Annotated in this window: 24 protein-coding genes; 19 read left to right on the top strand and 5 right to left on the bottom strand. The window is 34.0% G+C overall.

What is annotated here, in order from left to right; translation table 11 throughout:
• Nucleotides 1–116 precede the first annotated feature (116 nt).
• From A0O34_RS08160 to fabF, 11 genes are all read left to right on the top strand, one after another.
• Complete coding sequence (locus A0O34_RS08160; RefSeq protein ID WP_066753593.1) at nt 117–1,664, top strand: sensor histidine kinase; 1,548 nt, start codon at nt 117–119, stop codon at nt 1,662–1,664.
• Nucleotides 1,665–1,759: 95 nt separating this feature from the next.
• On the top strand, nt 1,760–2,446 hold the full coding sequence (locus A0O34_RS08165; RefSeq protein ID WP_066753598.1) for a response regulator transcription factor: 687 nt from the start codon (nt 1,760–1,762) through the stop codon (nt 2,444–2,446).
• Nucleotides 2,447–2,526: 80 nt separating this feature from the next.
• A complete protein-coding gene (locus A0O34_RS08170) occupies nt 2,527–3,135 on the top strand; it encodes a hypothetical protein (protein ID WP_066753601.1) in 609 nt (202 codons plus the stop codon).
• A 19-nt stretch (nt 3,136–3,154) separates the two neighbouring features.
• Nucleotides 3,155–3,523 (top strand): hypothetical protein, encoded by a 369-nt coding sequence (locus A0O34_RS08175; protein WP_066753603.1) that lies wholly within the window; start codon nt 3,155–3,157, stop codon nt 3,521–3,523.
• 65 nt (nt 3,524–3,588) lie between these two features.
• A complete protein-coding gene (locus A0O34_RS08180) occupies nt 3,589–6,267 on the top strand; it encodes a TonB-dependent receptor domain-containing protein (RefSeq protein ID WP_066753606.1) in 2,679 nt (892 codons plus the stop codon).
• Nucleotides 6,268–6,400: 133 nt separating this feature from the next.
• Entirely contained in the window at nt 6,401–7,273 is an 873-nt protein-coding gene (locus A0O34_RS08185; RefSeq protein WP_066753609.1) for a helix-turn-helix domain-containing protein, read from the top strand.
• Nucleotides 7,274–7,358: 85 nt separating this feature from the next.
• Entirely contained in the window at nt 7,359–7,775 is a 417-nt protein-coding gene (locus A0O34_RS08190) for an OsmC family protein (protein ID WP_066753611.1), read from the top strand.
• 343 nt (nt 7,776–8,118) lie between these two features.
• The gene (locus tag A0O34_RS08195; RefSeq protein WP_066753614.1) at nt 8,119–8,724 is read left to right on the top strand and encodes a TetR/AcrR family transcriptional regulator; all 606 of its coding nucleotides are present in this window, start codon (nt 8,119–8,121) and stop codon (nt 8,722–8,724) included.
• Nucleotides 8,725–8,734: 10 nt separating this feature from the next.
• Nucleotides 8,735–10,003, top strand: coding sequence for an acetyl-CoA C-acetyltransferase (locus A0O34_RS08200; protein ID WP_066753617.1), 1,269 nt, complete (start codon nt 8,735–8,737; stop codon nt 10,001–10,003).
• A gap of 10 nt (nt 10,004–10,013) precedes the next feature.
• Nucleotides 10,014–10,439 (top strand): PaaI family thioesterase, encoded by a 426-nt coding sequence (locus A0O34_RS08205; RefSeq protein ID WP_066753624.1) that lies wholly within the window; start codon nt 10,014–10,016, stop codon nt 10,437–10,439.
• 1 nt (nt 10,440) lies between these two features.
• The gene (gene fabF / locus A0O34_RS08210) at nt 10,441–11,685 is read left to right on the top strand and encodes a beta-ketoacyl-ACP synthase II (RefSeq protein WP_066753626.1); all 1,245 of its coding nucleotides are present in this window, start codon (nt 10,441–10,443) and stop codon (nt 11,683–11,685) included.
• A gap of 175 nt (nt 11,686–11,860) precedes the next feature.
• On the opposite strand, the gene A0O34_RS08215 is transcribed toward fabF, so the two are convergent.
• From A0O34_RS08215 to msrB, 3 genes are all read right to left on the bottom strand, one after another.
• The gene (locus tag A0O34_RS08215) at nt 11,861–12,241 is read right to left on the bottom strand and encodes a cupin domain-containing protein (protein ID WP_066753627.1); all 381 of its coding nucleotides are present in this window, start codon (nt 12,239–12,241) and stop codon (nt 11,861–11,863) included.
• A 1-nt stretch (nt 12,242) separates the two neighbouring features.
• On the bottom strand, nt 12,243–12,998 hold the full coding sequence (locus A0O34_RS08220; RefSeq protein ID WP_066753630.1) for a murein L,D-transpeptidase catalytic domain family protein: 756 nt from the start codon (nt 12,996–12,998) through the stop codon (nt 12,243–12,245).
• A gap of 127 nt (nt 12,999–13,125) precedes the next feature.
• Nucleotides 13,126–13,569, bottom strand: a complete 444-nt coding sequence (msrB, locus tag A0O34_RS08225) for a peptide-methionine (R)-S-oxide reductase MsrB (protein WP_066753632.1) — start codon at nt 13,567–13,569, stop codon at nt 13,126–13,128.
• Between the two features lie 241 nt (nt 13,570–13,810).
• Between msrB and A0O34_RS08230 the strand changes: the two genes are divergently transcribed.
• Both A0O34_RS08230 and A0O34_RS08235 read left to right on the top strand, forming a co-directional pair.
• Entirely contained in the window at nt 13,811–15,055 is a 1,245-nt protein-coding gene (locus A0O34_RS08230; protein ID WP_066753634.1) for a DUF445 domain-containing protein, read from the top strand.
• A 26-nt stretch (nt 15,056–15,081) separates the two neighbouring features.
• Nucleotides 15,082–15,966, top strand: a complete 885-nt coding sequence (locus tag A0O34_RS08235) for a hypothetical protein (RefSeq protein ID WP_066753636.1) — start codon at nt 15,082–15,084, stop codon at nt 15,964–15,966.
• Nucleotides 15,967–15,997: 31 nt separating this feature from the next.
• Here A0O34_RS08235 and A0O34_RS08240 read toward each other — a convergent pair whose 3' ends face one another.
• Together A0O34_RS08240 and A0O34_RS08245 are read right to left on the bottom strand one after the other, a co-directional pair.
• On the bottom strand, nt 15,998–17,035 hold the full coding sequence (locus tag A0O34_RS08240; RefSeq protein WP_066753638.1) for a quinone-dependent dihydroorotate dehydrogenase: 1,038 nt from the start codon (nt 17,033–17,035) through the stop codon (nt 15,998–16,000).
• A gap of 409 nt (nt 17,036–17,444) precedes the next feature.
• A complete protein-coding gene (locus tag A0O34_RS08245) occupies nt 17,445–18,140 on the bottom strand; it encodes a pseudouridine synthase (protein ID WP_066753640.1) in 696 nt (231 codons plus the stop codon).
• A gap of 436 nt (nt 18,141–18,576) precedes the next feature.
• On the opposite strand from A0O34_RS08245, the gene A0O34_RS22585 reads away from it, so the two are divergent.
• The 6 genes from A0O34_RS22585 (at nt 18,577) to A0O34_RS08270 (ending at nt 24,176) form a co-directional block, all read left to right on the top strand.
• Complete coding sequence (locus A0O34_RS22585; protein WP_228394370.1) at nt 18,577–19,278, top strand: hypothetical protein; 702 nt, start codon at nt 18,577–18,579, stop codon at nt 19,276–19,278.
• 14 nt (nt 19,279–19,292) lie between these two features.
• Nucleotides 19,293–19,652 (top strand): transposase, encoded by a 360-nt coding sequence (locus tag A0O34_RS22590; RefSeq protein WP_236848492.1) that lies wholly within the window; start codon nt 19,293–19,295, stop codon nt 19,650–19,652.
• A gap of 173 nt (nt 19,653–19,825) precedes the next feature.
• Entirely contained in the window at nt 19,826–20,026 is a 201-nt protein-coding gene (locus A0O34_RS08255; RefSeq protein WP_066753642.1) for a hypothetical protein, read from the top strand.
• A 51-nt stretch (nt 20,027–20,077) separates the two neighbouring features.
• On the top strand, nt 20,078–21,619 hold the full coding sequence (locus A0O34_RS08260) for a glycine--tRNA ligase (RefSeq protein ID WP_066753644.1): 1,542 nt from the start codon (nt 20,078–20,080) through the stop codon (nt 21,617–21,619).
• A gap of 108 nt (nt 21,620–21,727) precedes the next feature.
• On the top strand, nt 21,728–22,546 hold the full coding sequence (locus A0O34_RS08265) for a lipocalin/fatty acid-binding family protein (RefSeq protein WP_066753646.1): 819 nt from the start codon (nt 21,728–21,730) through the stop codon (nt 22,544–22,546).
• 100 nt (nt 22,547–22,646) lie between these two features.
• Entirely contained in the window at nt 22,647–24,176 is a 1,530-nt protein-coding gene (locus tag A0O34_RS08270; RefSeq protein ID WP_066753648.1) for a hypothetical protein, read from the top strand.
• The last annotated feature ends 19 nt before the right edge of the window (nt 24,177–24,195 follow it).

The raw sequence follows: 24,195 nt of genomic DNA on the forward strand, positions 1-24,195 counted from the left end.
GTTAAAAAACGTGGTTTTAAGAAAAATTACACAATTTTTTGGCTCGTTTTTTGTTTATGAAGTCTTAAAATAATTAATTTTAACATTCATAATTCCAAAATTTTTAAAATAAAATAATGAATAATAAATTCATCCCAATAATTTCAGTGTTTATGACGATCTCACTGATTGTCTTTGTTACGCTCCAATTTTATTGGTTGAAAAGATATTATAATGTCCTAGAGCAAGATTTTACAAGTAAAGTATTTTCTACCTTAGAAAGTACCGCCAAAAGCGTTACCGAAATTGAGATAGAAAAATACATGAACGAGAATAATAAAAACTTTCGAAATAATATTCTTGCCAACAATAAACAGCCTTCTTTAACCACCATTCAGCAGGTTGAAGATTCTGGTACTCAGAGACAAATTATTTATTCTAAAAATATTATTGAAAGAAGCCAGCTTCCGATCTCTCAAAGTGGAGATTCAATAAAATGGACAACACTTTACAGCGATGAAGCTGCCTATAAAATAAAAAGGGATACCACAAAACCTCAACAGCTTACCTCAGAACTTAATAATGAAATTGAAAATGGAGATTATACCATAAAAGAATTTGCGAAAATTTATGGGAATAATTTACCCATCACCAAAAGAGTTGATGACAAAGTGCTGGATTCTATTATTTCAAAAGAGCTTAAAATTAGAGGAATTTCCGCAAAATTTGGTTACGGAATTACGGATAAAAACAATAAACTTACGAGCATAGTCAACAAAGACTATAAAGACAAAAAAGACAATACGCCTTACAGCTACCCTCTTTTTACAGACAATAAAGACCGTACCTTATATTCTTTGGCTTTAGTTTTTCCTAAAAAAGAATATTCTTTGGCGATGAATAACTGGCCGATGCTTTTGGGGACTTTCCTTTCGTTATTGACGATTTTGGGAATTTATATTATTTCCATTAATTATATGATGAGACAGAAAAAATTGGCTGAAGTAAAAACGGACTTCATCAACAACATGTCGCATGAATTCAAGACTCCTTTAGCAACAATTTCGGTAGCAACAGACTCTTTAGCGAATGATAAAATTGCCACCAATCCTGATAAGGTTAAATATTATTCAGAATTGATTAAACAGGAGAATCTGAGGATGAAAAAACAGGTAGAAAACGTTCTCAACATGTCTAAACTGGAGAGAAACGAGGTAAATCTATTCCTAAAAGAAGCTAACGTAAGAGAATTAATCAAAAGAACTACAGAATCATTTAACCTGATCGTGAAACAAAGAAACGGTTCATTGACACAAGAGTTCAACGCAGAGAAATATATTTTTAAAATTGATGAATTTCATATTTCAAATATGTTGGTGAATTTATTGGACAATGCCAATAAATATTCTCCGGAAACACCTGAAATTCATGTAAAAACAAGAAATGAAGGCAATTTCTACGTCATTGAAATTTCCGACAAAGGAATGGGAATGGAAACCCAGAATAAAACGAAAATTTTCGACAAATTCTTTAGAGAAGAAACCGGAAATATTCATAATGTGAAAGGACAAGGGTTGGGACTTTCTTACGTTAAGAAAATCGTAGAACTACATAAAGGACAGGTTATTGTAGATTCTGAGAAAGAATCGGGAAGCACGTTTACGATCAAGCTTCCAATGAGTTAAAAAAAATAAGTATTAAATCACAAAACAAAATATTACAAAAAAAGAAGGAATAGCTAGTTCATTCTTAATTTATTAATTATTAATTACTTGAAATTATGAGCAACAGAATATTATTAGTAGAGGACGATCAGAGTTTCGGCGCAGTGTTGAAGGATTATTTAACGATCAATAACTTTGAAGTTACGCTGGCTGTAGATGGAGAACAGGGATTAAAAGAATTTACAGAAAACGAATTCGATATCTGTATTTTCGATGTCATGATGCCTAAAAAAGACGGGTTTTCATTGGCAGAAGATGTTAAAAAAATCGATAAAAATACACCAATCATTTTCTTGACAGCAAGAAATATGAGAGAAGATATATTAAAAGGATATCAATTGGGAGCTGATGATTACATCACGAAACCATTTGATACTGAATTACTTTTATATAAAATCAAAGCAATCCTTCAAAGAAGTTCTACATTGGAAAATGAAGAGCAGGAGCAATTCAAGATCAGCAATATTTTCTTTGATTCTATGTTGAGACAATTGAGAGTTGGTGATAAAGAATACAAACTTTCTCCAAAAGAAAACGAATTGTTGAAACTTCTTTGCATCCACAGAAACGACTTCATGCCGAGAGACTTAGCATTAAGAAAGATCTGGAAAAAAGAAAACTACTTCACCGCAAGAAGTATGGACGTTTACATCGCAAAACTTCGTAAATTATTAAAAGATGACGAAGGATTGGAAATTATCAACGTTCACGGAGAAGGATTCAGACTTTTAGTTAAGAATTAATTCCAGATTAAGATTATAAATATAAAATTAGCAAAACAATTAAAAATGTTTTGCTAATTTTGTTTCATACCATTTTGGATATGAAGAATACATTTTTAGGATTAATTGCTATTTCGATATTGACAGTTTCTTGTAAAAAAGATGAAAGCGCAACATATATTGAAGAGGAAGCCAGCGTTCAGTCGAATGCAGTTGCTAATGCACCTCAAACATCCCTTTTAGATCAGGCCGGAATTTCAAGCCAAAACGCAACTGCCGTAGCAGCAGGAATTAATCCTGCCCACGGACAGCCGGGTCACAGATGTGACATTCCTGTCGGACAGCCTTTGAATAGCAACCCTGCACCGACAGCTCAAAATACACCTGTTAATAACGTTCCGAATGCGGTTCAGATCGATCCGAATACTTTACCTGCAGGACAATTCGTTGTTCCGGACAAGAAACAGGTAAAAACAGCGCCAGGAATGAATCCTCCACATGGAGAACAGGGACATAGATGCGATATTCCTGTTGGACAGCCCTTAAACAGCAAACCTGCTCCGCAAACGACACCAGCCAATGTAGTTCAATCTACTCCGGCTCCGGCACCTCAACAGGCTCTTGCAGTTGGTGAAAAACCAAAACTGAATCCGCCTCATGGTGAGCCTTTTCACAGTTGTTCACTAAAAGTGGGAGATCCTTTACCATAATTTTTGTAAATTTGCACTCGTGAAGCTAGTCCAGATTTTGACGATCATTTTCTGCCTTGGGATTTTTTTGATTCCTAAGGATAATTTCTATGCTCAGGCTTCACAGGAAACTTGCTGCAAAAAAGAGTCTAAATCAGACGATTGCTGTAAAAATCATCACACTTCATCCAAAGAAAATCACTCTAAAGAAAGTAAATCATCTTGTAATGATGACTGCTGTACTTTTTGCGTGTCTTGCGCACCGTTTTTAGAAATTACATCTTCTAAAAGCTTGTTATCTTTAGACTTTTCGAATTTTAATCTTACTGAAAATTTACAATTTCAATATTCTGATCCTTATGTTTCAGATGGTTTAAAAGATATCTGGCAGCCGCCTAAACTGGGTTAATTACATGTCAACCAGTTCATTATTCTATAATGAACCGATTTTTAATTAATCTAAATTTTAAACAAATGAAATTATATATTTCCAAGGTCATTCTTGGTGCATTCTTACTATTTACCCAAATTATTTTTGCTCAAAATCTTTCTAAAAGTCAGTTTAAAGTTAAAGGAAACTGCGAAATGTGTAAGGAAAGAATTGAAACAACCGCTAAAAAGGCAGGCGCAAAAGAAGCCAGATATTCTATTGATTCTCAAATCTTAACTTTAGAAACTGACAGTAACGTTTCAACTGACGAGATTTTAAATAAAGTTGCAGAAGCGGGACATGACAATGAAAAATTCAAAGCATCAAATGAGACGTATGAAAATCTTCCGGGATGTTGTCATTACGAAAGAGATTTACAACCTAAAATTGCAGAAAATCATGAACATCATTCCAAAAAAGAGAATGAGTTTTATGTAAAAGGAAACTGTGCGTCTTGTAAAGCAAGAATTGAAAAAGCAGCCAAAGACGCTGGTGCAAAATCTGCGGATTGGAATGCAGAAAAGCAAACCGTTACATTAGATTTTGATTCATCAAAAACCTCAGCAGATAAAATTTTAAAGAAAATTGCAGACGTTGGTCATGATAATGAAAAGTATAAATCCAGCGACAGCACTTATAAAAATCTGCCATCATGTTGTTTGTACGACCGAGAAATCGCGTTAGGAGAAAAGAACCCTAATGTACATTATGAAGAAGATACAAAGTCTGAACATTCAGAACACGCTGATCAAAACGCTTCAAACGAAAACCATGAAAAACATATTGAAGGCGTAATTGTAACAGGTGGAAAAGCAGCAACTTCTTTAAGCAAGAAAGAAGCAGGGCTAGTTTTTAATATTGATAAAAAAGAATTATTAAAAGCAGCTTGCTGTAATTTATCCGAAAGCTTTGAAACCAATGCGACGGTTGATGTTTCTTTCAGCAATGCAGTTACAGGAACCAAACAATTGAAAATGTTAGGCTTGGACCAGAAATACACAAGCTTAACTAAAGAATTACTTCCTGAGATTAGAGGTTTGGCTTCTGCGTATGGATTAAGTTTCATTCCCGGAAGATGGATCGAAAGCATCCAGCTAACCAAAGGAGGAAGTACGGTTACCAATGGCTACGAAAGTATTACAGGACAGATCAATACAGAGCTTTTAAAAAATGCTAAAGAACCTGAAACTTCATTAAATCTTTTCTCTGATTTTAATGGAAGAGCCGAAGCTAATATTACTAACGTATCCAAAATCAATGAAAAATGGTCTCAAACATTTTTACTTCACGGAAACGGAACTTTCGGCAATACCGACATGAATGATGACGGCTTTCTTGACCGTCCAAAAGGAACGCAGATCAACGCAGCTTATTTATTGAATTATAATGATTTAGAGGAGTCAGGTTTCGGTTCGCATTTTGGAATTAATTTCATTAAAGATGAGAGAACGGCAGGCCAAACTGATTTCAACAAACAATTGGCTCAGGACAAACAAACCGCTTACGGCGTTGGAATTGACATCTCAAGATTTCAGGTTTGGAATAAAACAGGATACGTTTTTAAGGGAAAACCTTACCAAAGTTTAGGCTGGATGAATCAATATGTTTATCATCAGCAGGACAGCTTTTTTGGTCTTAGAAATTATTCAGGAAAGCAGCAAACGTATTACTCTAATTTAATTTTTGAAAGTATTTTAGGTAATACCAATCATAAATATAAAGCAGGTGCAAGTTTTATGTATGATGGTTATGACGAAACATATTTGATTGATAATTTTAAAAGAAACGAGATCGTTCCCGGAATTTTTGCTGAATATACGTTGACAGGTTTAAAATATACTTTAGTCGCCGGAGCAAGAGCAGATTTCCACAATTTAGCAGGAACTCAGTTTACGCCAAGATTGAATTTTAAATATGATTTCACTCCACAGACTATTTTGAGACTTTCCGCAGGAAGAGGTTTTAGAACCGCCAATGTTTTTGCTGAAAATCAACAATATTTTGCGTCTAATAGAAATATCCAGATCTTACAAAATAATGGAGATATTTATGGTTTAAAGCCGGAAATCGCTTGGAATTACGGGGTAAGTTTACAACAGGAAGTCAAATTATTTGGAAGAAAATCTTCGATTATTGCTGATTTCTTCAGAACAGATTTCCAGAACCAGGTTTTGGTTGATTTAGATCGTTCACCTCAGCAATTGACTTTTTATAACTTAGAAGGTAAATCTTTTGCGAACTCTTTCCAAACGCAGTGGGATTTTACGCCTTTCAAAAACTTTGATGTGAGATTAGCCTATAAATATTATGATGTACAGGCTGATTATCTGGATGGAAGAAGAGAAATTCCGTTCATGGCCAAGCACAGAGGTTTCGTGAATTTGGCTTATTCAACCAACAAAAATAACAATGGCGCATTTTGGAGTTTTGACACCACTTTAAACTGGGTCGGAAAACAAAGACTTCCTAACACATCAAGCAATCCCGAAGAATTTCAATTGCCAACCTATTCAGAATCTTATGCAGTGTTGAATGCTCAGATCTCAAGAAATTTCAACAAAAAGATCAGAGCTTATGTTGGAGGAGAGAACTTAACTTCATATTATCAAAAAAATGCGATTGTAGATTTCAAGAATCCTTTCGGAAATTATTTTGATGGCGGAATGGTTTACGCTCCGATCATGAAGGCTAATTTCTATGTTGGATTGGATGTAACATTCTAGGTTTGAGAGTTTGAGAATTATAGAGTTTGAGTGAAACAACAAAACTCAATCAAATCAAAATATATAAGCATGATTTCAATAATTTAATATCTTGAAATCATGCTTTTTTGTATCTTTAAACTAAAGTAAAAGTATGGGATTACAGGATCTTGTTTTTGAAGACAATTATAAAAAATTCGGGCTCAGTGTATTTTCTAATGAAAACCTTGAAACCATCAACAAAATAAAGTCTCAGCCTTATATCAAAATACTTTTAGTTCCTGCAGGTTATGAACTTACCATAGATTTCAATCATTATAAAACAGAAGCTCCCACTCTATTTTTTCTTACCTATCAATATTTAGATATTAAAAATGAAGATTCTGAAGTCGCTTCTCTTCTCTATTACAACCGAGATTTTTATTGCATCCAAATTCATGATAAAGAAGTAGCTTGTGACGGTCTGCTTTTTCATAATATTTTTGAAATTCCAAAAGTTGATCTTGATGATTCTGAAACGATTATCATTAAAAACTTATTTCAAAATATCAACGAAGAACTTGAATGGAAAGAATCTTCCAGCGAAGAAATGATAAGAACGTATTTAAAACAAATCATCATCCGCGCTACCAGAAAATGGAAAAAGCAAAATCTGGACAACGATATAGTAAAAATTCCAAGCAATGAATTAGATGTTTTCAGAGATTTCAGCAGACATCTGGAAATCCATTTCAGAGAGAAGCACAATGTGGCTGATTATGCAGACTTGCTACACTTAGCACCGAAAACTTTAACCCATAAATTTAAAAACTTAAACCTAGATTCGCCCAATCAGTTTATCATCAATCGAATTTTATTGGAGGCCAAAAGATTGTTATTTTACACCGATAAACCTGTTAAAGAAATTGCATACGATTTAGGCTATGAAGATCCGGCCTATTTCAACCGACTTTTCACCAATAAAGTTGGAAATACACCTGTAAATTTCAAGAAAAATTACACTTCGGGAAAAAAGTACAATAGTTAAGTCTTTTTATCTATTTATTTGGACAAACATCTGACATATCTTTGTATCATCAAAAACAAACAATATTAAATAAAACAAAAACATTATGAAACGTAACGCAACAGCCGTTTGGAACGGTAACATCAAAGAAGGAAACGGTCACATCACTACTCAAAGCACAACGTTGAACGAAACTCAATATTCTTTCAACAGCCGTTTTGCTGACGGAGTGGGAACAAACCCAGAAGAATTATTGGCAGCCGCTCACGCAGGATGCTTTACAATGAAACTGAGCGCAGAACTTTCTCAAGCTGGTTTTACTCCAGAAGAATTAGTTACAAAATCAGTAATCACTTTAGATCCAAACATCGGAAAAATTACAAAATCTGAATTGACTTTAACTGCTAAAGTTCCCGGACTTTCAGACGAAGATTTTCAAAAATATGCTAAAATTGCAGAGGAAGGATGTCCTGTAAGTGCAGCTTTCAATTTTGAGATCACTTTGAATGCTACTTTGGCTTAAAAATTATCTATAAAAAGATATTTTTGTCATCCTATGTTTGCATTTCGAAAGTATTTTTAACGCAAAGATTTATTTTTAATTCTGATTATTTAAGGGAGCAAAGGATTGAATCAATTACATTGATTCTTAAGAAGCATCCTTCATCAGCGACTTTGTCGCATTTCTTTGCTTCCTAAAAATAATGTGCTTTTTATATTAAAACTTTGCGTTTAAATAACAAACTAGGTGTATAGATAATAAAAAATTAAATCTGAGTTTATTCAACAGCTCAGATTTAATTTTAAAACAAAATATACCAAATGGTATATTTTTGTATCTTTGCAGAATAATTTCATTACAAGAAATGTCAAAAGCAGAAAAGACAAAACAGTTTATTATTGAAAAAACAGCCTCTTTGTTTAATACGAAGGGCTATACTTCTACGTCGCTTTCAGACATAACGGAAGCTACAGGATTAACGAAAGGAAGCATCTACGGAAATTTTGAGAACAAAGATCAGGTTGCAATTGAGGTCTATAAATACAACTCAAGCTTACTGGCAAAAAGTATGGCAAGATCTTTAGGCGATGAATTTACTACTACCATTGATAAACTCAATGCATTTGTGAATTTCTACCGAAAAAACTGGGAAATGGTTTTTGAAAGTGGCGGATGTCCCTTAATGAATGCAGCGACTGAAGCTGACGATACTTTTCCTGCGTTAAAAAAGCAGGTTTCTCACTCCTTTGAAGTTTGGATCAAAAAAATTGTATCTGTTATTGTTGATGGACAGCAAAAGAAAGAGATTCATCAACATATAAATGCTGATGAATACGGAGCACTGTTTATTATGATCGTTGAAGGAGGCATTCTGCTTTCCAAAACAACAGATGATGAAAAATATCTCAACCTTGCTTTAGACAGGATTTTATTAATGATTGACAAAGAGCTAAAACTCCTTCCATCATAAAATTGAACATATGGAAACAAAAAAAGTAGCAATCGTAGGATACAACAGAATCCCATTTGCCAGAATGAATACCGCCTACGCAGACAAAGGAAATCAGGATTTACTGCTTTCCGCTCTGGATGGTTTGATCAATCGTTACAACCTTAAAGGAAAACTTCTCGGTGAAGTTGCCGGAGGTGCGACCATCAAGCATATTTCTGAAAGCAACCTCATCAGAGAAACAGTGATGAATACTTCTCTTGATCCTGCAACTCCAGCGTGCGACCTTCAACAAGCGTGTGATACAGGAATTGAATCAGCAGTATACATCGGAAATAAGATTGCTTTAGGTCAGATCGAAAGCGGAATTGCCTGCGGTGTTGAAGCCATGAGCAATATCCCGTTTGAATCCTCACCAAGATTAAGAAAAGCTTTATTAAAAGCCAACAAAGAAAAATCTGCTTTCGGAAAACTAAAACAATTATTAAGTCCAAAACTGAAAGACTGGATGCCGATTCCTTACAAAGGTCAGGAACCGAAAACAGGTTTGGTAATGGGCGGTCACACAGAAATTACCGCTAAATATTATCAGATTTCTCGTGAAGATCAGGATGAATTAGCTTTCAAAAGTCACCAAAATATGGCAAAAGCTTATGATGAAGGATTTTTTGATGATATGATCACTCCGGCTTTTGGTTTAGATAAAGACAATAATCTCCGTCGTGATACAAGTTTAGAGAAATTAGCTTCATTAAAACCCGCTTTTGATAAACAAAACGGAACTTTAACAGCCGGAAACTCAACTCCATTTACCGATGGAGCTTCTGCCGTTTTATTGGCCAGTGAAGAATGGGCAAAAGCCAATAATTTACCAATTTTAGCATACATCACATTCTCAGAAATTGCTGGAATTGAATATGTTGAAAATAAACAGAACTTATTGCTCGCTCCCGTTTTTGCAGCAGATAGAATGCTTAAAAAAGCAGGAATGAGTTTGGAAGATTTTGATTATTATGAAATCCACGAAGCTTTTGCAGCACAGGTTTTAGCAACATTAAAAATTTGGGAAAATGACGATTTGGCTAAAAAATTCGGACTGGAAAAAGCATTAGGAAAAATCGACAGAAACAAATTAAACGTAAAAGGCGGAAGTCTAGCAGTAGCACATCCTTTTGCCGCAACCGGCGGAAGAATTATCGGAACTTTAGCTAAAATTTTACACGAAAAAGGAAGCGGAAAAGGATTTATTTCCATCTGCGCTGCTCGTGGACAAGGCGTAACGATGATTTTAGAAAAATAAAAATTGAAAAATGGACAGATTAGAACAATTAAAACAATTCATCGGAAAAGAATTTACCCAATCTCCTTCTCCTTTTATGAAATGGCTCAACCCCATCGTACTTTCTGTAGAGGAAGGACAGTTGGAGTTTCAATATAAAGTAAGAGCCGAATGGCTAAATCCGATCGGAAATCTTCATGGCGGAGTGACCGCAGCGATTGTTGATGACATCATTGGAGCGACAATGTTCTCTCTAAATGAAAATTCTTTTATAACAACCATCAATAATGTCATAGATTATTTCTCCACTGCAAAAGAAAATGATAATATTGTAGCCGAAACAAAAATCATTAAAAGAGGAAAGCAATTTGTAAACGCACAATGCGAAATATGGAACGCAGACAAAACGCGTTTAATTGCAAGGGGAACCTCTAATCTATTTAAAATCAATAACTAATATGAAAAGAGTTGTCATTACAGGACTAGGTGCAGTTACACCTTTGGGAAATAATGTCGAAGATTTTTGGCAAAACAGTATTAATGGAGTTAGTGGGGCCAACTTAATTACCCATTTCGATACCGAAAAATTTAAAGTACATGTGGCTTGTGAGGTTAAAAATTTTGATCCAAAAGCACATTTGACTCATCAGGAAATTAAAAGAAGTGATTTATTTTCACAATATGCCATGTATTCTAGTGCGGAAGCGCTTAAAGATTCAGGACTTGAACTAGAAAATATGGATCCATTCGATACCGGGGTAATCTGGGGAACCGGACAAGGCGGAATGTGGACTTTCGAAAGTGAAGTAATGGAATTCACCAAAGGCGACGGAACACCAAGGTTTAATCCTTTCTTCGTTCCGAAATTCATTGCTAACATGGCGTCAGGTATGATTTCTATGAAATTTGGCCTTCAGGGTATTAATTATACTACTATTTCAGCTTGTGCTACAGGAAATACAGCAATAATGGATGCTTTCAATTATATCAGATTAGGAAAAGCGAAAGTAATCGTTAGTGGTGGTTCTGAAGCAGCTATTACTCCGGCTTCTGTTGGAGGTTTTTCTATTATGAAAGCAATGTCTACAAGAAATGATGATTTTGCAACAGCAAGTCGTCCATATGACGCTAACAGAGATGGTTTTGTTATGGGAGAAGGTGCCGGAGCATTAATTCTTGAAGAATATGAGCACGCCAAAGCAAGAGGTGCAAAAATCTACGCAGAACTAGTAGGAGCAGCGATGACTGCGGATGCTTATCACATGACAGCACCTCATCCAGATGGTGTTGGAGCAATTAAAGCAATGCAATTGGCACTTAATGAAGCAGGAGCGAATATAGAGGATATTGACTATTTAAATCCTCACGCAACTTCTACTCCGATGGGAGATTTGGTTGAATTAAAAGGAATCAATAAATTATTCAAAGGAAGTAAAAACCTTGATATCAGTGCTACTAAATCAATGACGGGTCACTTGTTGGGAGCGGCCGGAGCAGCGGAAGCTATTCTTTCTATAAAAGCGATCCAACATGGAATTATTCCACCAACGATCAATCTTCATAATATTGATGAGAATATTCCGAAAGACGTGAATATTATTTTCGGTGAAGCTAAAGAAAAAGATATTACGTTTGCTCTAAGTAATGCTTTCGGTTTTGGAGGACATAATGCTACTTTGGTTTTTAAGAAGTTTACTTCGTAAAAATCTGTGAGAGGTAAAATATTATAGTTTAGATTCTTCCTTCGTCAGAATGACAAACGTACTGGAAAATCTTAATGAAAAATCTTATTTTAGTTAAAATAAAAAAGCAGTCAAAATTTGACTGCTTTTTGCATAATACTATTAATTCAGATAAAATTAAATCTGGAATAATTCTCTACTTTAGATCGGGAATAAAAAAACTTTCAGCATTTTCAGCAATTGGAATATATAGTCTTTCCCATTTCTCTCCTTCTTCTATTTCCCAACTATGTCCTTCTCCTTCGACATCTTCAGCTAAAAGAATAAATCCAGGCTCAATAAGAAATGTTGAACCATCGCTTACCTTAAACCTGACCTTTCCTTTCAAAGTCACTACATATTGCCGTCTTGGAGCCGGATGATCTGCTTTTTCCCATTCTTCAGTTTTATTGCTGATCCAAAAAGCAGTGGTATTCATCGGTTTTAAAACAGGAATTTTCCCATTTTCAAACGTACTTGTCCCATCAGGATTATTCATTAATCTTACTGCAAAAATAAATTCTGAGGCGTCAATCATCTTAAACTGATGTTTTTAACCATTCCGATTTGGAAAGATAATTCTGATCGGGATAATAAATGAAAAGGCAATTTCTTCCTTTTATTGTATTAATGATTGGTTGTGTAAGATCTCTTGGAACAGCAGGACATCCCCAACTTCTTCCGATCCTCTTATGCACTGCGGCAAAATCATCACTTACATAATCAGCTCCGTGCATTACGATGGCTCTTTTGTAAGCTGCATCATTAAAGCCTTTATCCATTCCCAGCAATCTTAAAGAATACCCGTTGTCTCCGTTATAAGTAGCATCTGTGATATAAAATCCTAAGCTGCTTTGAAGTGAACTGTTGGTATTCGAAAAGTTAGTGGCAAATTCTTCACCCGTATTCTTTCCGTGTGCTACCAGTGAATTGAATAATACTTTCTTTTCTTCTGTGTCAATCACCCAAAGTCTTTTCGTGTTAGAAGACATCGAAAAATCGCATACCGTTAATAAGTGAGCATCCTGATTAAGCAAACCAGCTTTCTTTAAATTCTCAAAACCTGTTAAAGCTTTAAAGAAAACTTCTTCGTTAAGTTCGTGCCCTGCTTCAAATGTAATTGATTTGTACAATGCTTCTGATGAAGATACTGTAGTGATTTTTTCAGTTTTAGTTTCGTTTAATCTTTCAATTTTTGTAGTGATTTCATTCTTTACTACCGCTTCTTTTGGAGACAGATAAAATGAAGTCGTAACCATGTAAACAATACCTAATACGCTATAAAATCCTTTCATTCAATATTATGTTAAATTCAAATTAGTAGGCAAATTTATAAAAACATAATTACCAAGCAGTTAAAAACGAAAGAAGTTTAACTCAATTTAAGAAACTTTAACTTCCTGATTCTGTGAATTAAAAGGCTTATTTTTGCGAATCAGGAGCAAATTCTAAGCTTACGGAATTCATGCAATAACGCAGTCCTGTAGGCTTCGGACCATCATCAAAGACGTGCCCCAAATGCGAGTCACACCTTTTGCAAAGCACCTCTACTCTTTCCATTCCGTATGCATTGTCTTTTTTATAATATACGCCTTCTTTATCTGCTTCAAAGAAACTTGGCCATCCGCAACTACTCGAAAATTTTGAAGTAGAACGGAATAAATGATTTCCACAAACGGCGCAATAATAATCTCCGATTTCGTCAAATTCATTGTATTTTCCGGTAAAAGCTCTTTCTGTTGCGGCTTCTCTGGCGATCGCATATAAATCTGGAGCTAAGATCTTTTTCCACTCTTCATTGGAAATATCAAGTTTAGTAGTATCTGTTCTTGAATAATATGGATTGTTTTTTGCTTCGTTTTCCATAAGAATTATTTAAATATTTAAATTAAACCACAAAAGAGACAAAAGTTTTTAACGCTTTTAATCTTTGAAGTTTAAAAATTAACAATCTAAAGTTCACAGAAGTAGAAAATCTTAGATTTTAAAAAAACTAATGTGCTCTTAAAAAACTTTTTTAATACAGCAAAAACTTTTGTGCCTTTTGTGGTTAAAGCTTTTACTTAATATTAAATAGTTTCATACCAAATTTAGTAAATTTGAGAATATGAATGATGAAGCGAAAAGAAAACAGTTAAGAAAATATAAAGCATTTGCCACGGGACTCTTTGTGTTGATGGCCATTGTGTTTATTATTACCACGATTCTCCAGAAATCAAATGATTCACATTGGATTGGATATGTGCGTGCTTTTTCTGAAGCGGCAATGGTTGGTGCGTTGGCCGATTGGTTTGCTGTTACCGCTTTATTTTGTCATCCGCTTGGTTTGCCGATTCCACATACTAATTTGATTGAAAACAGCAAAGAAAGGCTTGGAGACAACTTGGGAAGCTTTGTCGTGTCTAATTTTCTTTCCCCTCAAAATATACGTCCTTATATTCAGAAACTTAAAGTTTCAAATTTTGTTGGAGAATGGCTTACTAAGGAGAAAAATCAGGAAATTTTAATTAAAAACCTTTCCGATATTGTGTTGGATATTCTGAATAAGCTAGATGATTCTACGGTAAGCAGTTTCATCAGTAAAAAGGTTTCGGAAATGACGGATGATATTAAATTGAACAAAATCATCGGAAACGGAATCAACTATCTTTTAGACAAAAACGATCATCAGAGAATTATCACCAACCTCTCCAAACAAATCAAAGATTATATTATTGAAAATGATGAAATGATTCAGAAACGCGTAAAAGAGGGAAGTTATTCTTTTATTCCGTCTTTTGTTGACAATAAAATTGCAGATAAGATTGCCAGCGGGCTTGCAGATTTTTTCAAAGAAGTGGAAGAAGATCCTGAACATGATATCAGAACTTTGATCACAAAAAAGATCTATGAATTTTCAACTGATTTAAAAGAAGATCCAAAATGGGAAGATGAATTTAAAGACATTAAAAATAATTTTCTTAAAAACGATAAACTAGACGAATATTCTAACGATATCTGGTTTTCCATTAAAAAAACTTTGATGAAAGAACTTCAAGACGATGAATCTTCATTAAAAAATTATCTTTCTAAAAACCTGAATGAGTTTTCGGAAAATCTTAAAACTGACGAAAAACTTCAAAATAAAATAGATCATTGGGTTCGTGTCACCGCTTACAAATACATTCTTAAAAATACCCATCAATTCGGAAACCTCATCAGTTCAACCGTTGGCAACTGGAAAGGTAAAGAATTAAGCGAAAAACTGGAATTAGAAGTCGGAAAAGATCTCCAATTTATTCGCGTTAACGGAACTTTGGTCGGCGGATTGGTTGGTTTGATTATCTACACGATCTCTCATTTCTTCATCTAATAAACTAAAACTACGATAACCAAACCATGAAAAAACTTTTAACGCTATTATTATCTTTAAGTTTAACACTATTTCTCTGTCAGAAAGTTGAATTAAAGAAAATAACAGATTCATCTCAGATTTTCAAAGGAGAAATTGCAGGCGTTCCTGTCACAATGCAACTTTATTATGCAGGAATTGCCGATTGTAGTCTCTATCAATATTTTGTGGACGGATGGTATTATTACGATAAATATCAGAAGAAAATTCCGTTAACAGGCATTTACGATTATGGAAAATTGTCTTTGTATAATTTTGGGACTAAGCAAAAGCAGAATTCTAAAAAATTCAGAGACAGCATTACTTCACCTCAAAAAGTAGAGAAAACTTCAGAAATCGCAGAAGCTTTGCATCCTAAAGAGTCTATTATTTTTGAGCAAAATGATAAAGAAAATCCTATTTTGGGTAATTTTTATTTGAATGAAAAAACTCAGCCAGCAAAATTATTCACCGGCAATGATATGATTTACCGTTACAATAATTATTTGATTTTACCCAATAATAAAAAGATCAACACCTTTGATTTTATTAATAAACATGGAGGAAATCAATTAATTTCTTACGCTTCGGGAGAAAACGGAAATCGTGTTTTGCTGTATTTTGAAGAATCATCAAATTTCAATGCATGTGGAAGATGTGGTGCAAGTGAAGGCGAAAAAGGGTATCGGGTTTTGTACTTCACAAAAGATTGGAATTATAAAAGTTACGAAGAATTTCTCACAGAAAGCTGCCTTGAAAATATGTACGACACGAAAGAAACAAAATCCAAAGACAGAAAAACTTTAACTTTTAAAGTAAACAAAACGGAATCTACACCAGATTATACATTTACGGTTGATATAAAAAATGCATCTGTTAGAAAGTCAAAATAAAAAAAGAGAGTTTTAAAAACTCTCTTTTAATTTATCTAGGCAATCTACTTGCTCTTTTTAAAATTTCTTTGTTGATTTCGTTGATCAATTCAGGGCCTTCATAAATAAATCCGGTGTATAACTGAATTAAAGTAGCTCCTGCATTTAATTTTTCAATCGCATCTTTTGCAGAGTGAATTCCGCCAACTCCGATGATTGGGAAAGCTCTGTTGCTTTTATCTGAAAGATATTTGATCATTTTTGTACTTCTCTCACGAATTGGTTTTCCGCTTAAACCTCCATTTCCTATTTGTTCTAAAGCCTCAGCTGAAGTTTTTAATCCTTCTCTATTTACCGATGTATTGGAAACTACAATTCCGTCGATTTTTGTTTCTGCAATCAATTCAATGATTTCATCAAGCTGCTGATTGTTCAAATCCGGAGCTATTTTCAGCAATATTGGTTTCTGTACAGATTTCGATTGGTTGATTTTTTTAACCTCCGTAATCAATTCACGTAAATATTCTACATCTTCTAGTTTTGCATGACTTCCGACATTCGGACAGCTTACATTCAGTACAAAATAATCTACGTGAGGATGAAGACCTTCGAAACAATCCAGATAATCTTGCGTGTAATTTTCCGGGTTTGTATCTGTATTTTTTCCGATGTTTCCACCGATGATTATTTTTCCTTTATTGCCTTTCAGTTTTTCGATCGCTGCTTCCAAACCGTCGTTGTTGAAACCCATTCTATTAATGATTCCGCCGTCTTCTATTAAACGGAACAATCTTTTCTTAGGATTTCCGGCTTGTGCTCTTGGCGTTACCGTCCCGATTTCTACAAATCCAAAACCTAAATCTCCCAGTTCGTTAAACAACACGGCATTTTTATCAAAACCAGCTGCCAATCCAACAGGATTTTTAAATTTTAATCCGAAAACTTCTCTTTCCAGACGTTTATCTTCAATAGGTTTAGGAAAAAATAATTTGGTAAGAAATCCAAAATTTTTAAGCATTGAAAAAGTAAAGTGATGAACTTCTTCAGGATCAAATTTGAAAAGGATCGGGCGAATAAGCGATTTGTACATTGAAAAAAAGTTTTACAAAAATACTCATTTTAAAATTAATGTTTGATTAACGTATGATATTTTATGTAAAAATGTTTTATAAGTATCATCTATAAAACACAATCTTATGCAAAATCAGCGGGATATTTTTAACGCAAAGGTTTATTTTACTGAAATACATATTTTAAGGAGCAAAGAATTAATCAACAAGTTGATTTGATGAAGGTATATTTTCAAGCTTCGCGCAGCAAATTTATTTGCCTTTGCTTTTCTAAAATCAAAATTTTGAATAATTAAATCTTTGCGTTTAAATAACCGTAAAGTTTGTCATTTCGTAGAAATCTAGACTCGAATCTTTCATCTGATTTTCTAATACTATGCTTAGATCCTTTCAGGATGACAAAATGTATGGTAATAAAAATGTGAAAATTTAAGAATAAGCGCTCAAATCGAACTTCAAAATATCTCCTACTCTTTTGAACTCATCATCTATAGTGGCATTCACCGTAATTCTTTCGTTGGAAATAGGATGATTGAAAATCAATTGATGGGCGTGAAGTGTCATTTTGTTGATTTCGAATGTTTGAAGCCACAATTTATTCTGTTTATTGCAACCATGTTTTCGACAACCTAAAATCGGATGCAAAATATGTTTAAAATGTTTTCTCAGCTGATGAAATCTTCCCGTTTCAGGAATGGCTTCAACTAAACAATATCTTGAAGTTTGATGCTTTAAAAATGGCAAATCTATTTCCGAAGTCTGTAAGCGGTGATAATAGGTAATCGCGTTTTGCTTGACTTCGTTTTCATTAACCAAATCATAATCTATGGTTTCCTCTTCTTTCGCCCAACCCCGAAGAATAGCGATGTATTTCTTTTCCACTTCTCGTGATGCAAACTGATCGCTCATAGTTCTCAAGGTTTCTTTATCTAAAGTGAACAACAAAACACCCGAAGTTTTTCGGTCAAGACGATGAACAGGATAAACTTTTTGTCCAATCTGGTTTCTTAATTCCTGAATAGCATAAGTATCGGCTTCTCCTGCATAAAAAGATTTATGAACCAATAATCCGCTTGGTTTATTGATGGCAATAAGATGTTCGTCGCGATAAAGAATTTCTAACATTCGACAAAAGTAGAAATTTCAAATCTATTCAATAAAAACCTTCGTTAAAAATTACTCTTTCGATTTTCGCAAACTTGTGTTGTTGAATAAAAACCTAACGGGTGTTGGAAACCCGTTAGGTTTGAGTTTTGCGGTAAAAGTAGAACCTTTCAGCTGATTTAGCCCTGATTGAACGGCATGTTTGAGCTCATTTTTCATGAATTGGCGCGGCGGCTCCGCCGTAGTTGTGGTCGGAAGATTTTTTTTTCGACTTTTTCGTTTTTCGTTTGAGTTTATTTTTTATATTTATCTGTGATACTCCTTAATTATGTCAGTTTTTAAAGACCATAAAATTTCTCTCAAAAACATTTTAAATTTTATTCCAGAAGCTCTTTTATGTCATCTTTCCTCAACCACTAAAGTAGATTACTACAGTAAGGTCTTACATGGAAAGTAAATGTTTTATTTGCTTTTGTTCTGTATTTTCGATAATGAAAAATTAAGCCAAAGAACTTTAGAAGATACTTTTAACAGTAGTGGCTTTAAAGCTTTATTTGGATTAGGAGAAGAAGAGAAAATCCGTCGTAGTTCAATTTCGGAAAGACTGTCAAAAATAGATGTCAATTATTTCAAAGAAATCTACGAACAAATGTACGGACAGTTCTCGGAACTTTATGATAAAACGGAAATCGAAAAATACAATTTGATTCGGGTAGATAGTACCACTGTTTCTGAAGCTTCATCAAGATTGAAAGAAGGAATGAGTAATAATAGTGGAAAGAAACTATTAAAATTCAGTTTTTCATTTGACGGAATTCTTCCTTCCGGAGTTGAAGTTTTTAATGAACAACAATATTCATCAGAAGATATAGCCCTTCCCGAAGTTATCCTTAAAGAAAAGAAAAAAGAAGAACATTATTGTAATATTTATGTAATGGACAGAGGCTTGCAGTCTGCCAAAACAATGATGAACTTTGACGAGAAATCGATAAAATTCATCATCAGATTAAAGGAAAACCGAAAATTTGAGGAAATGGAATCTTTCTTAACCTCGGAAGCATCCGCAAATGGGATGAATGGGAGATCATTAAAGACAGCAAAGTACAAATTTTTGCACGAAGACCTATTGAAAGCAAGAACGGAAAATCTTGTAAACTAGAAACAGAGTTTCGTTTGGTTATTATTAAAAACCAGAAAACAGAAAAAGAATTTTGGTTTCTGAGCAATGAATTTGAACTCTCAGCTAAAGAAATCTCCGATTATTACAGGAAACGATGGGATATAGAAGTATTTTTCAGGTTTCTCAAACAAGAACTGAACCTTACCCATTTGGTTTCACTCAACAAAAATGGGATCCAAGTAATGGTTTATATGACCATGATTGCTTCAATGCTTCTCCTGATCTATAAAAAAGCAAATAATCTGGGGTATAAAACAGCTAAAAGAAGAATTGCTATGGAATTAAGAGATATGATCACTGCCATATTAATCATTTTTGCCGGTGGAAATCCCGATAAGGTTTTTAAAACATAAACCTATCGGAATTTCTTCCGACCATGACTAGCGGCAAAGCCGCCGCGCCAATTCATGAAAAATAGCGAGTAGAGAAAGCAGGTTCCAGGCTCCTGAAAATCTTAATTCTCATATTTCAATTAAATATCAGCTAAATTTCTTTACATTCGTAGAAACAGAAAAGTCTAAAAATTATGGTAGACTATTTTAATTTTTTCAAATCACTGATAATCATCTCGATCATTACAGGTGCTCTTACCTTGGCTGCCACAGATCCTAAAAAGCACCGAACAATAAGAATATTATTATTGATTATTGCAGTTATTTTATTCATTATCGGTTTAGGCGGATACTTTTTAATGTCTGTCTCGAATGTAGGTTCTTACCGATATTAATATTTTCCCAATAAAAAACATTATTTTTGTGCTTCAGACGTTAAAAAAATTATGGCAAAGCAAGAAGATGTTTTCAAGAAAGTGATTTCTCACGCTAAAGAATATGGTTTTATTTTCCCTTCAAGTGAGATCTATGACGGTTTATCCGCTGTTTATGATTATGGACAGAACGGAGCCGAATTAAAAAATAATATCAAACAATATTGGTGGAAAGCGATGGTACAGCTTAACGAAAATATTGTGGGTATTGATTCTGCAATCCTTATGCACCCAACAACTTGGAAAGCATCTGGCCACGTAGACGCTTTCAACGATCCATTGATTGATAATAAAGATTCTAAAAAACGTTTCAGAGCAGACGTTTTGGTGGAAGATTACTGTTTGAAAATTGAAGATAAAGAGAACAAAGAAATTGAAAAAGCAGCAAAAAGATTCGGTGAATCTTTCGATAAAGCTCAATTTGAAGCGACAAATCCTAAAATTTTAGAATACAGAGCAAAAAGAGAAACTATTCTTTCAAGACTGGCAAAATCATTGGAAAATGAAGATCTTGCTGATGTAAAATCTTTAATTGAAGAATTGGAAATTGCTGATCCTGACACCGGTTCTAAAAACTGGACAGAAGTAAGACAATTCAACCTAATGTTCGGAACTAAATTGGGCGCTTCTGCAGACAGCGCAATGGATCTTTATTTAAGACCTGAAACTGCTCAAGGTATTTTCGTTAATTTCCTGAATGTTCAGAAAACTTCACGTCATAGACTTCCTTTTGGTATTGCTCAAATTGGAAAAGCATTTAGAAATGAAATCGTTGCAAGACAATTCATTTTCAGAATGCGTGAATTCGAACAAATGGAAATGCAATTTTTTGTAGCTCCAGGAACTGAACTTGAATTCTACGAACAATGGAAGCAAAAACGTCTTAACTGGCACTTAGCTTTAGGTTTAGGAAATGATAATTACAGATTCCACGATCATGAGAAATTAGCGCATTATGCGAATGCTGCAGCTGATATTGAATTTAATTTCCCATTCGGATTTAAAGAATTGGAAGGTATTCACTCTAGAACGGATTTTGATTTAAAAGCGCATGAAGAATTCTCAGGAAGAAAACTTCAGTTCTTCGATCCTGAAAGAAATGAAAATTATGTTCCTTATGTTGTAGAAACTTCTGTTGGTTTAGACAGATTATTCCTTTCAATTTTCTCTCATTGTTTAAGAGACGAAGTATTGGAAGACGGTTCAGAAAGAACAGTTTTATCATTACCACCGGCTTTAGCACCAATTAAAGCAGCAATTCTTCCATTAATGAAGAAAGATGGTTTAGCAGAATACGCAGAAAATATCTTTAACGATCTAAAATACGATTTCAACTTATTCTACGAAGAAAAAGATGCGATCGGAAAACGTTACAGAAGACAAGATGCAGTTGGAACACCTTATTGTATCACCATCGATCACGATTCTTTGACAGACCATACGGTAACGATAAGAGACAGAGACACAATGCAGCAGGAAAGAGTTCCGGTTTCAGAACTGAGACGAATTATCGATGAGAAAACGAATTTCAGAAATTTACTTTCTAAACTATAGATCAAAAGCCTTGAGAAATCAGGGCTTTTTTTATTTCATACCACATTCATTAATTATCTCGTAGAATTTATTATTTTAGCGAACTTTTTAACACTCTAAATAATAACTATGAAAAAATTAATTATTTCGTCTTTGGCATTGTTTGCCCTGTCCAACTGTACCTCATCGGATGATACGGTAGAAGAAATCCAGCCAGTTGATCCAACAACCATCCTTCCAACAAAATTTACCGAAATTACTCAGGATAACCAGACTTATGTGGTTACTTTTAAATATGACGGAACAAAATTAGTAGAATCAAACGATGTTGGTACCAACGAAAAAACAGTGTATACTTACAATGGAGATAATATCGTAAAAACTCAGGATTTTGAGGGTACTGCGATAGTTTACACAAGAGAATTCACTTATACCAACGGAAGAGTTACTGCTGAAAAAATCACCAACAAACATTCAGGAGGAACGTTAGTTTATACAAAAAACTTCGAGTATTTGAGTGATAATCATGTGAAATACAATGAATATTCATCATCTACCTATAATCCCGGAACAGGAGTGCATACCAATATAAAATCGACTTTGTATGATGTTTATATCTCCAATAATAGTAATCTTATTACTGCAACATCTACGTATGAAGGGCAGACAAGAACTTATAACTATTCTTATGACGGGCAAAATAATCCAATGAAGAATGTAAAAGGATTTTTAAAAATAAATTTTCTATTATCTCCTGAAGGCGACGTTGCCAGCAACAATCTTTTAACAATGAACAGCACTTATACTGGCCCAACCAACGGACAATCAAGCTCTTCATCTGTGCATACTTATAATAATAACAATTTCCCTACAAAAACTGTTACTACTTATACAAGCACGCTATTTCCTACAAATGCTCACACATTTCTTACTGAATATAATAAGTAATCTTTTACTTTTTTAAAATACAGCCTTGATTTTTTCAAGGCTTTTTATTTTTCTTCAACTTTACACTTAAATTATTACTTTTGGAATTCAAATTTCAACCATGAAAAAAATAACGTTATTAATGTTTGGCCTTATCCAGACATTTTCATATTCTCAAACACAGGATTTAGCCTCTTTAGCTTCAGGAAAAAATATCGGAATGAATGCCTTGTTTGATACAAAAGACAATCTCTATGGCTATGTTTCTCTCTATTCCTACGGAAATACAGATAAAAAAATACAAAAGTTTGAATATGTAATTTTAGATAAAAACCTTAATCCTGTTGCTAATAAAGAATTTGAAGCAGGCCCTCTTGTTTCTAATTATTACGGATATGTAGATTTTAAGGGTCAGATTATTCTTCGTCCTTCAGATTTCCATTATTTACAGGCTTTTGCAAAAGATGTGACGGCTCCTGTCTCGATGGTCATTGATCCTAAAACAAATACTGTAAAGCCAAAAGTTTATTACGATTATCAGGAAGATGGCAAATTTAAGGAAATCACTCAGCCTAAAAGCTTCAAGGAGGAAAGAAAAGAGAACCGTGCGGAGAAAAAAGAAAAAGGCTACAATTACGTTTCTGCCGTTGGCGAAATTAAAGAAGGAGGTTATCTTGCCACTGAATACAATGATTATGGTAAATATATCAACAAAAACAGTCTGATTAAATTTGATGAAAATAAAAAAGAAATCTGGAGATACAGCTACAATACGAATGGTGATAAAAAAGTATTCTCTGATCTTACCGTTCTTGAAAGAGATGAAAATCGCCTGTACGGAATTCTAAGAAAAGTAAATGATGACGATAAAACGTTCTCCCTTTTAGTAATTGATATGAAAACAGGTAAAGAGCTTTCCAATAAGCCTATTACGGGACTTTCACCGGACACTATTTATAATATTGATATTCTAAATTCCGGTACCGGAAGCATTGACAATGACAAAACTTTTGATGATAAAATTGTTTTATTAGGAAGAAACTATGTTCCGAGAGACGACAGAGGTTTTGCAAGATTAATGGTTGATAAAAACAATTATAATGTAGATCTCAAAACATTAAGCTACAAACCGGATCTGTCCAATCATATTCCGAAGCTGAGTGCAGACGGAGGGGTAGAAAACGGATATTATCTGCAGACAAAGGATGTGTATTTCATGAGCGACGGAAGCGTGGGGATTCTTTCTGAAAAGTTTAAACCTGCAGGACAATACAATGCGCCTAAAACCACGGATTTAGTATATATAAATACAGATAAAGACTTCAAAGTAAAAGAGGTTCAGGTTTTTGAAAAAGAAAAATCAAAGTGGGTAAATAGCGATTATCTTTTTTCTCAATATTTAAATGACGGTAAAGATGTTGTGTTTTTCTTCCGGGATTATCAGAAAGATCAGGTAACGAAAGAGAAAAAATGGAATCTTTTCATTAATACAATTATTGATGGGAAATTCAAACAGGAAGTCGTTCCTATTTCAGAGAAAGACAATTACAGTGTAACACCATATGTTGCAAAAGAAGGCTATATTTTACTTCGAGAATATAATGAAAAGGAAAAATTCAATAAAATTCGTTTAGAAAGATTAAATTATTAAGATAAATAAGAATCCTGGC

It is taken from the genome of Chryseobacterium glaciei (genome assembly GCF_001648155.1).
Taxonomy (GTDB): domain Bacteria; phylum Bacteroidota; class Bacteroidia; order Flavobacteriales; family Weeksellaceae; genus Chryseobacterium; species Chryseobacterium glaciei.

Excerpts from the sequence above, each read along its gene's own strand:
- A0O34_RS08205 (WP_066753624.1), top strand. The coding sequence starts at position 10,014 with ATGGACAGATTAGAACAATTAAAACAATTCATCGGAAAAGAATTTACC.
- A0O34_RS08190 (WP_066753611.1), top strand. The coding sequence starts at position 7,359 with ATGAAACGTAACGCAACAGCCGTTTGGAACGGTAACATCAAAGAAGGA.
- A0O34_RS08165 (WP_066753598.1), top strand. The coding sequence starts at position 1,760 with ATGAGCAACAGAATATTATTAGTAGAGGACGATCAGAGTTTCGGCGCA.
- A0O34_RS08230 (WP_066753634.1), top strand. The coding sequence starts at position 13,811 with ATGAATGATGAAGCGAAAAGAAAACAGTTAAGAAAATATAAAGCATTT.
- A0O34_RS08185 (WP_066753609.1), top strand. The coding sequence starts at position 6,401 with ATGGGATTACAGGATCTTGTTTTTGAAGACAATTATAAAAAATTCGGG.
- A0O34_RS08220 (WP_066753630.1), bottom strand. The coding sequence starts at position 12,998 with ATGAAAGGATTTTATAGCGTATTAGGTATTGTTTACATGGTTACGACT.
- A0O34_RS08240 (WP_066753638.1), bottom strand. The coding sequence starts at position 17,035 with ATGTACAAATCGCTTATTCGCCCGATCCTTTTCAAATTTGATCCTGAA.
- A0O34_RS08170 (WP_066753601.1), top strand. The coding sequence starts at position 2,527 with ATGAAGAATACATTTTTAGGATTAATTGCTATTTCGATATTGACAGTT.
- A0O34_RS08215 (WP_066753627.1), bottom strand. The coding sequence starts at position 12,241 with ATGATTGACGCCTCAGAATTTATTTTTGCAGTAAGATTAATGAATAAT.
- msrB (WP_066753632.1), bottom strand. The coding sequence starts at position 13,569 with ATGGAAAACGAAGCAAAAAACAATCCATATTATTCAAGAACAGATACT.
- A0O34_RS08255 (WP_066753642.1), top strand. The coding sequence starts at position 19,826 with ATGGTAGACTATTTTAATTTTTTCAAATCACTGATAATCATCTCGATC.
- A0O34_RS08160 (WP_066753593.1), top strand. The coding sequence starts at position 117 with ATGAATAATAAATTCATCCCAATAATTTCAGTGTTTATGACGATCTCA.
- A0O34_RS22585 (WP_228394370.1), top strand. The coding sequence starts at position 18,577 with ATGTTTTATTTGCTTTTGTTCTGTATTTTCGATAATGAAAAATTAAGC.
- A0O34_RS08260 (WP_066753644.1), top strand. The coding sequence starts at position 20,078 with ATGGCAAAGCAAGAAGATGTTTTCAAGAAAGTGATTTCTCACGCTAAA.
- fabF (WP_066753626.1), top strand. The coding sequence starts at position 10,441 with ATGAAAAGAGTTGTCATTACAGGACTAGGTGCAGTTACACCTTTGGGA.
- A0O34_RS08195 (WP_066753614.1), top strand. The coding sequence starts at position 8,119 with ATGTCAAAAGCAGAAAAGACAAAACAGTTTATTATTGAAAAAACAGCC.
- A0O34_RS08265 (WP_066753646.1), top strand. The coding sequence starts at position 21,728 with ATGAAAAAATTAATTATTTCGTCTTTGGCATTGTTTGCCCTGTCCAAC.
- A0O34_RS08270 (WP_066753648.1), top strand. The coding sequence starts at position 22,647 with ATGAAAAAAATAACGTTATTAATGTTTGGCCTTATCCAGACATTTTCA.
- A0O34_RS08180 (WP_066753606.1), top strand. The coding sequence starts at position 3,589 with ATGAAATTATATATTTCCAAGGTCATTCTTGGTGCATTCTTACTATTT.
- A0O34_RS08200 (WP_066753617.1), top strand. The coding sequence starts at position 8,735 with ATGGAAACAAAAAAAGTAGCAATCGTAGGATACAACAGAATCCCATTT.
- A0O34_RS08235 (WP_066753636.1), top strand. The coding sequence starts at position 15,082 with ATGAAAAAACTTTTAACGCTATTATTATCTTTAAGTTTAACACTATTT.
- A0O34_RS08245 (WP_066753640.1), bottom strand. The coding sequence starts at position 18,140 with ATGTTAGAAATTCTTTATCGCGACGAACATCTTATTGCCATCAATAAA.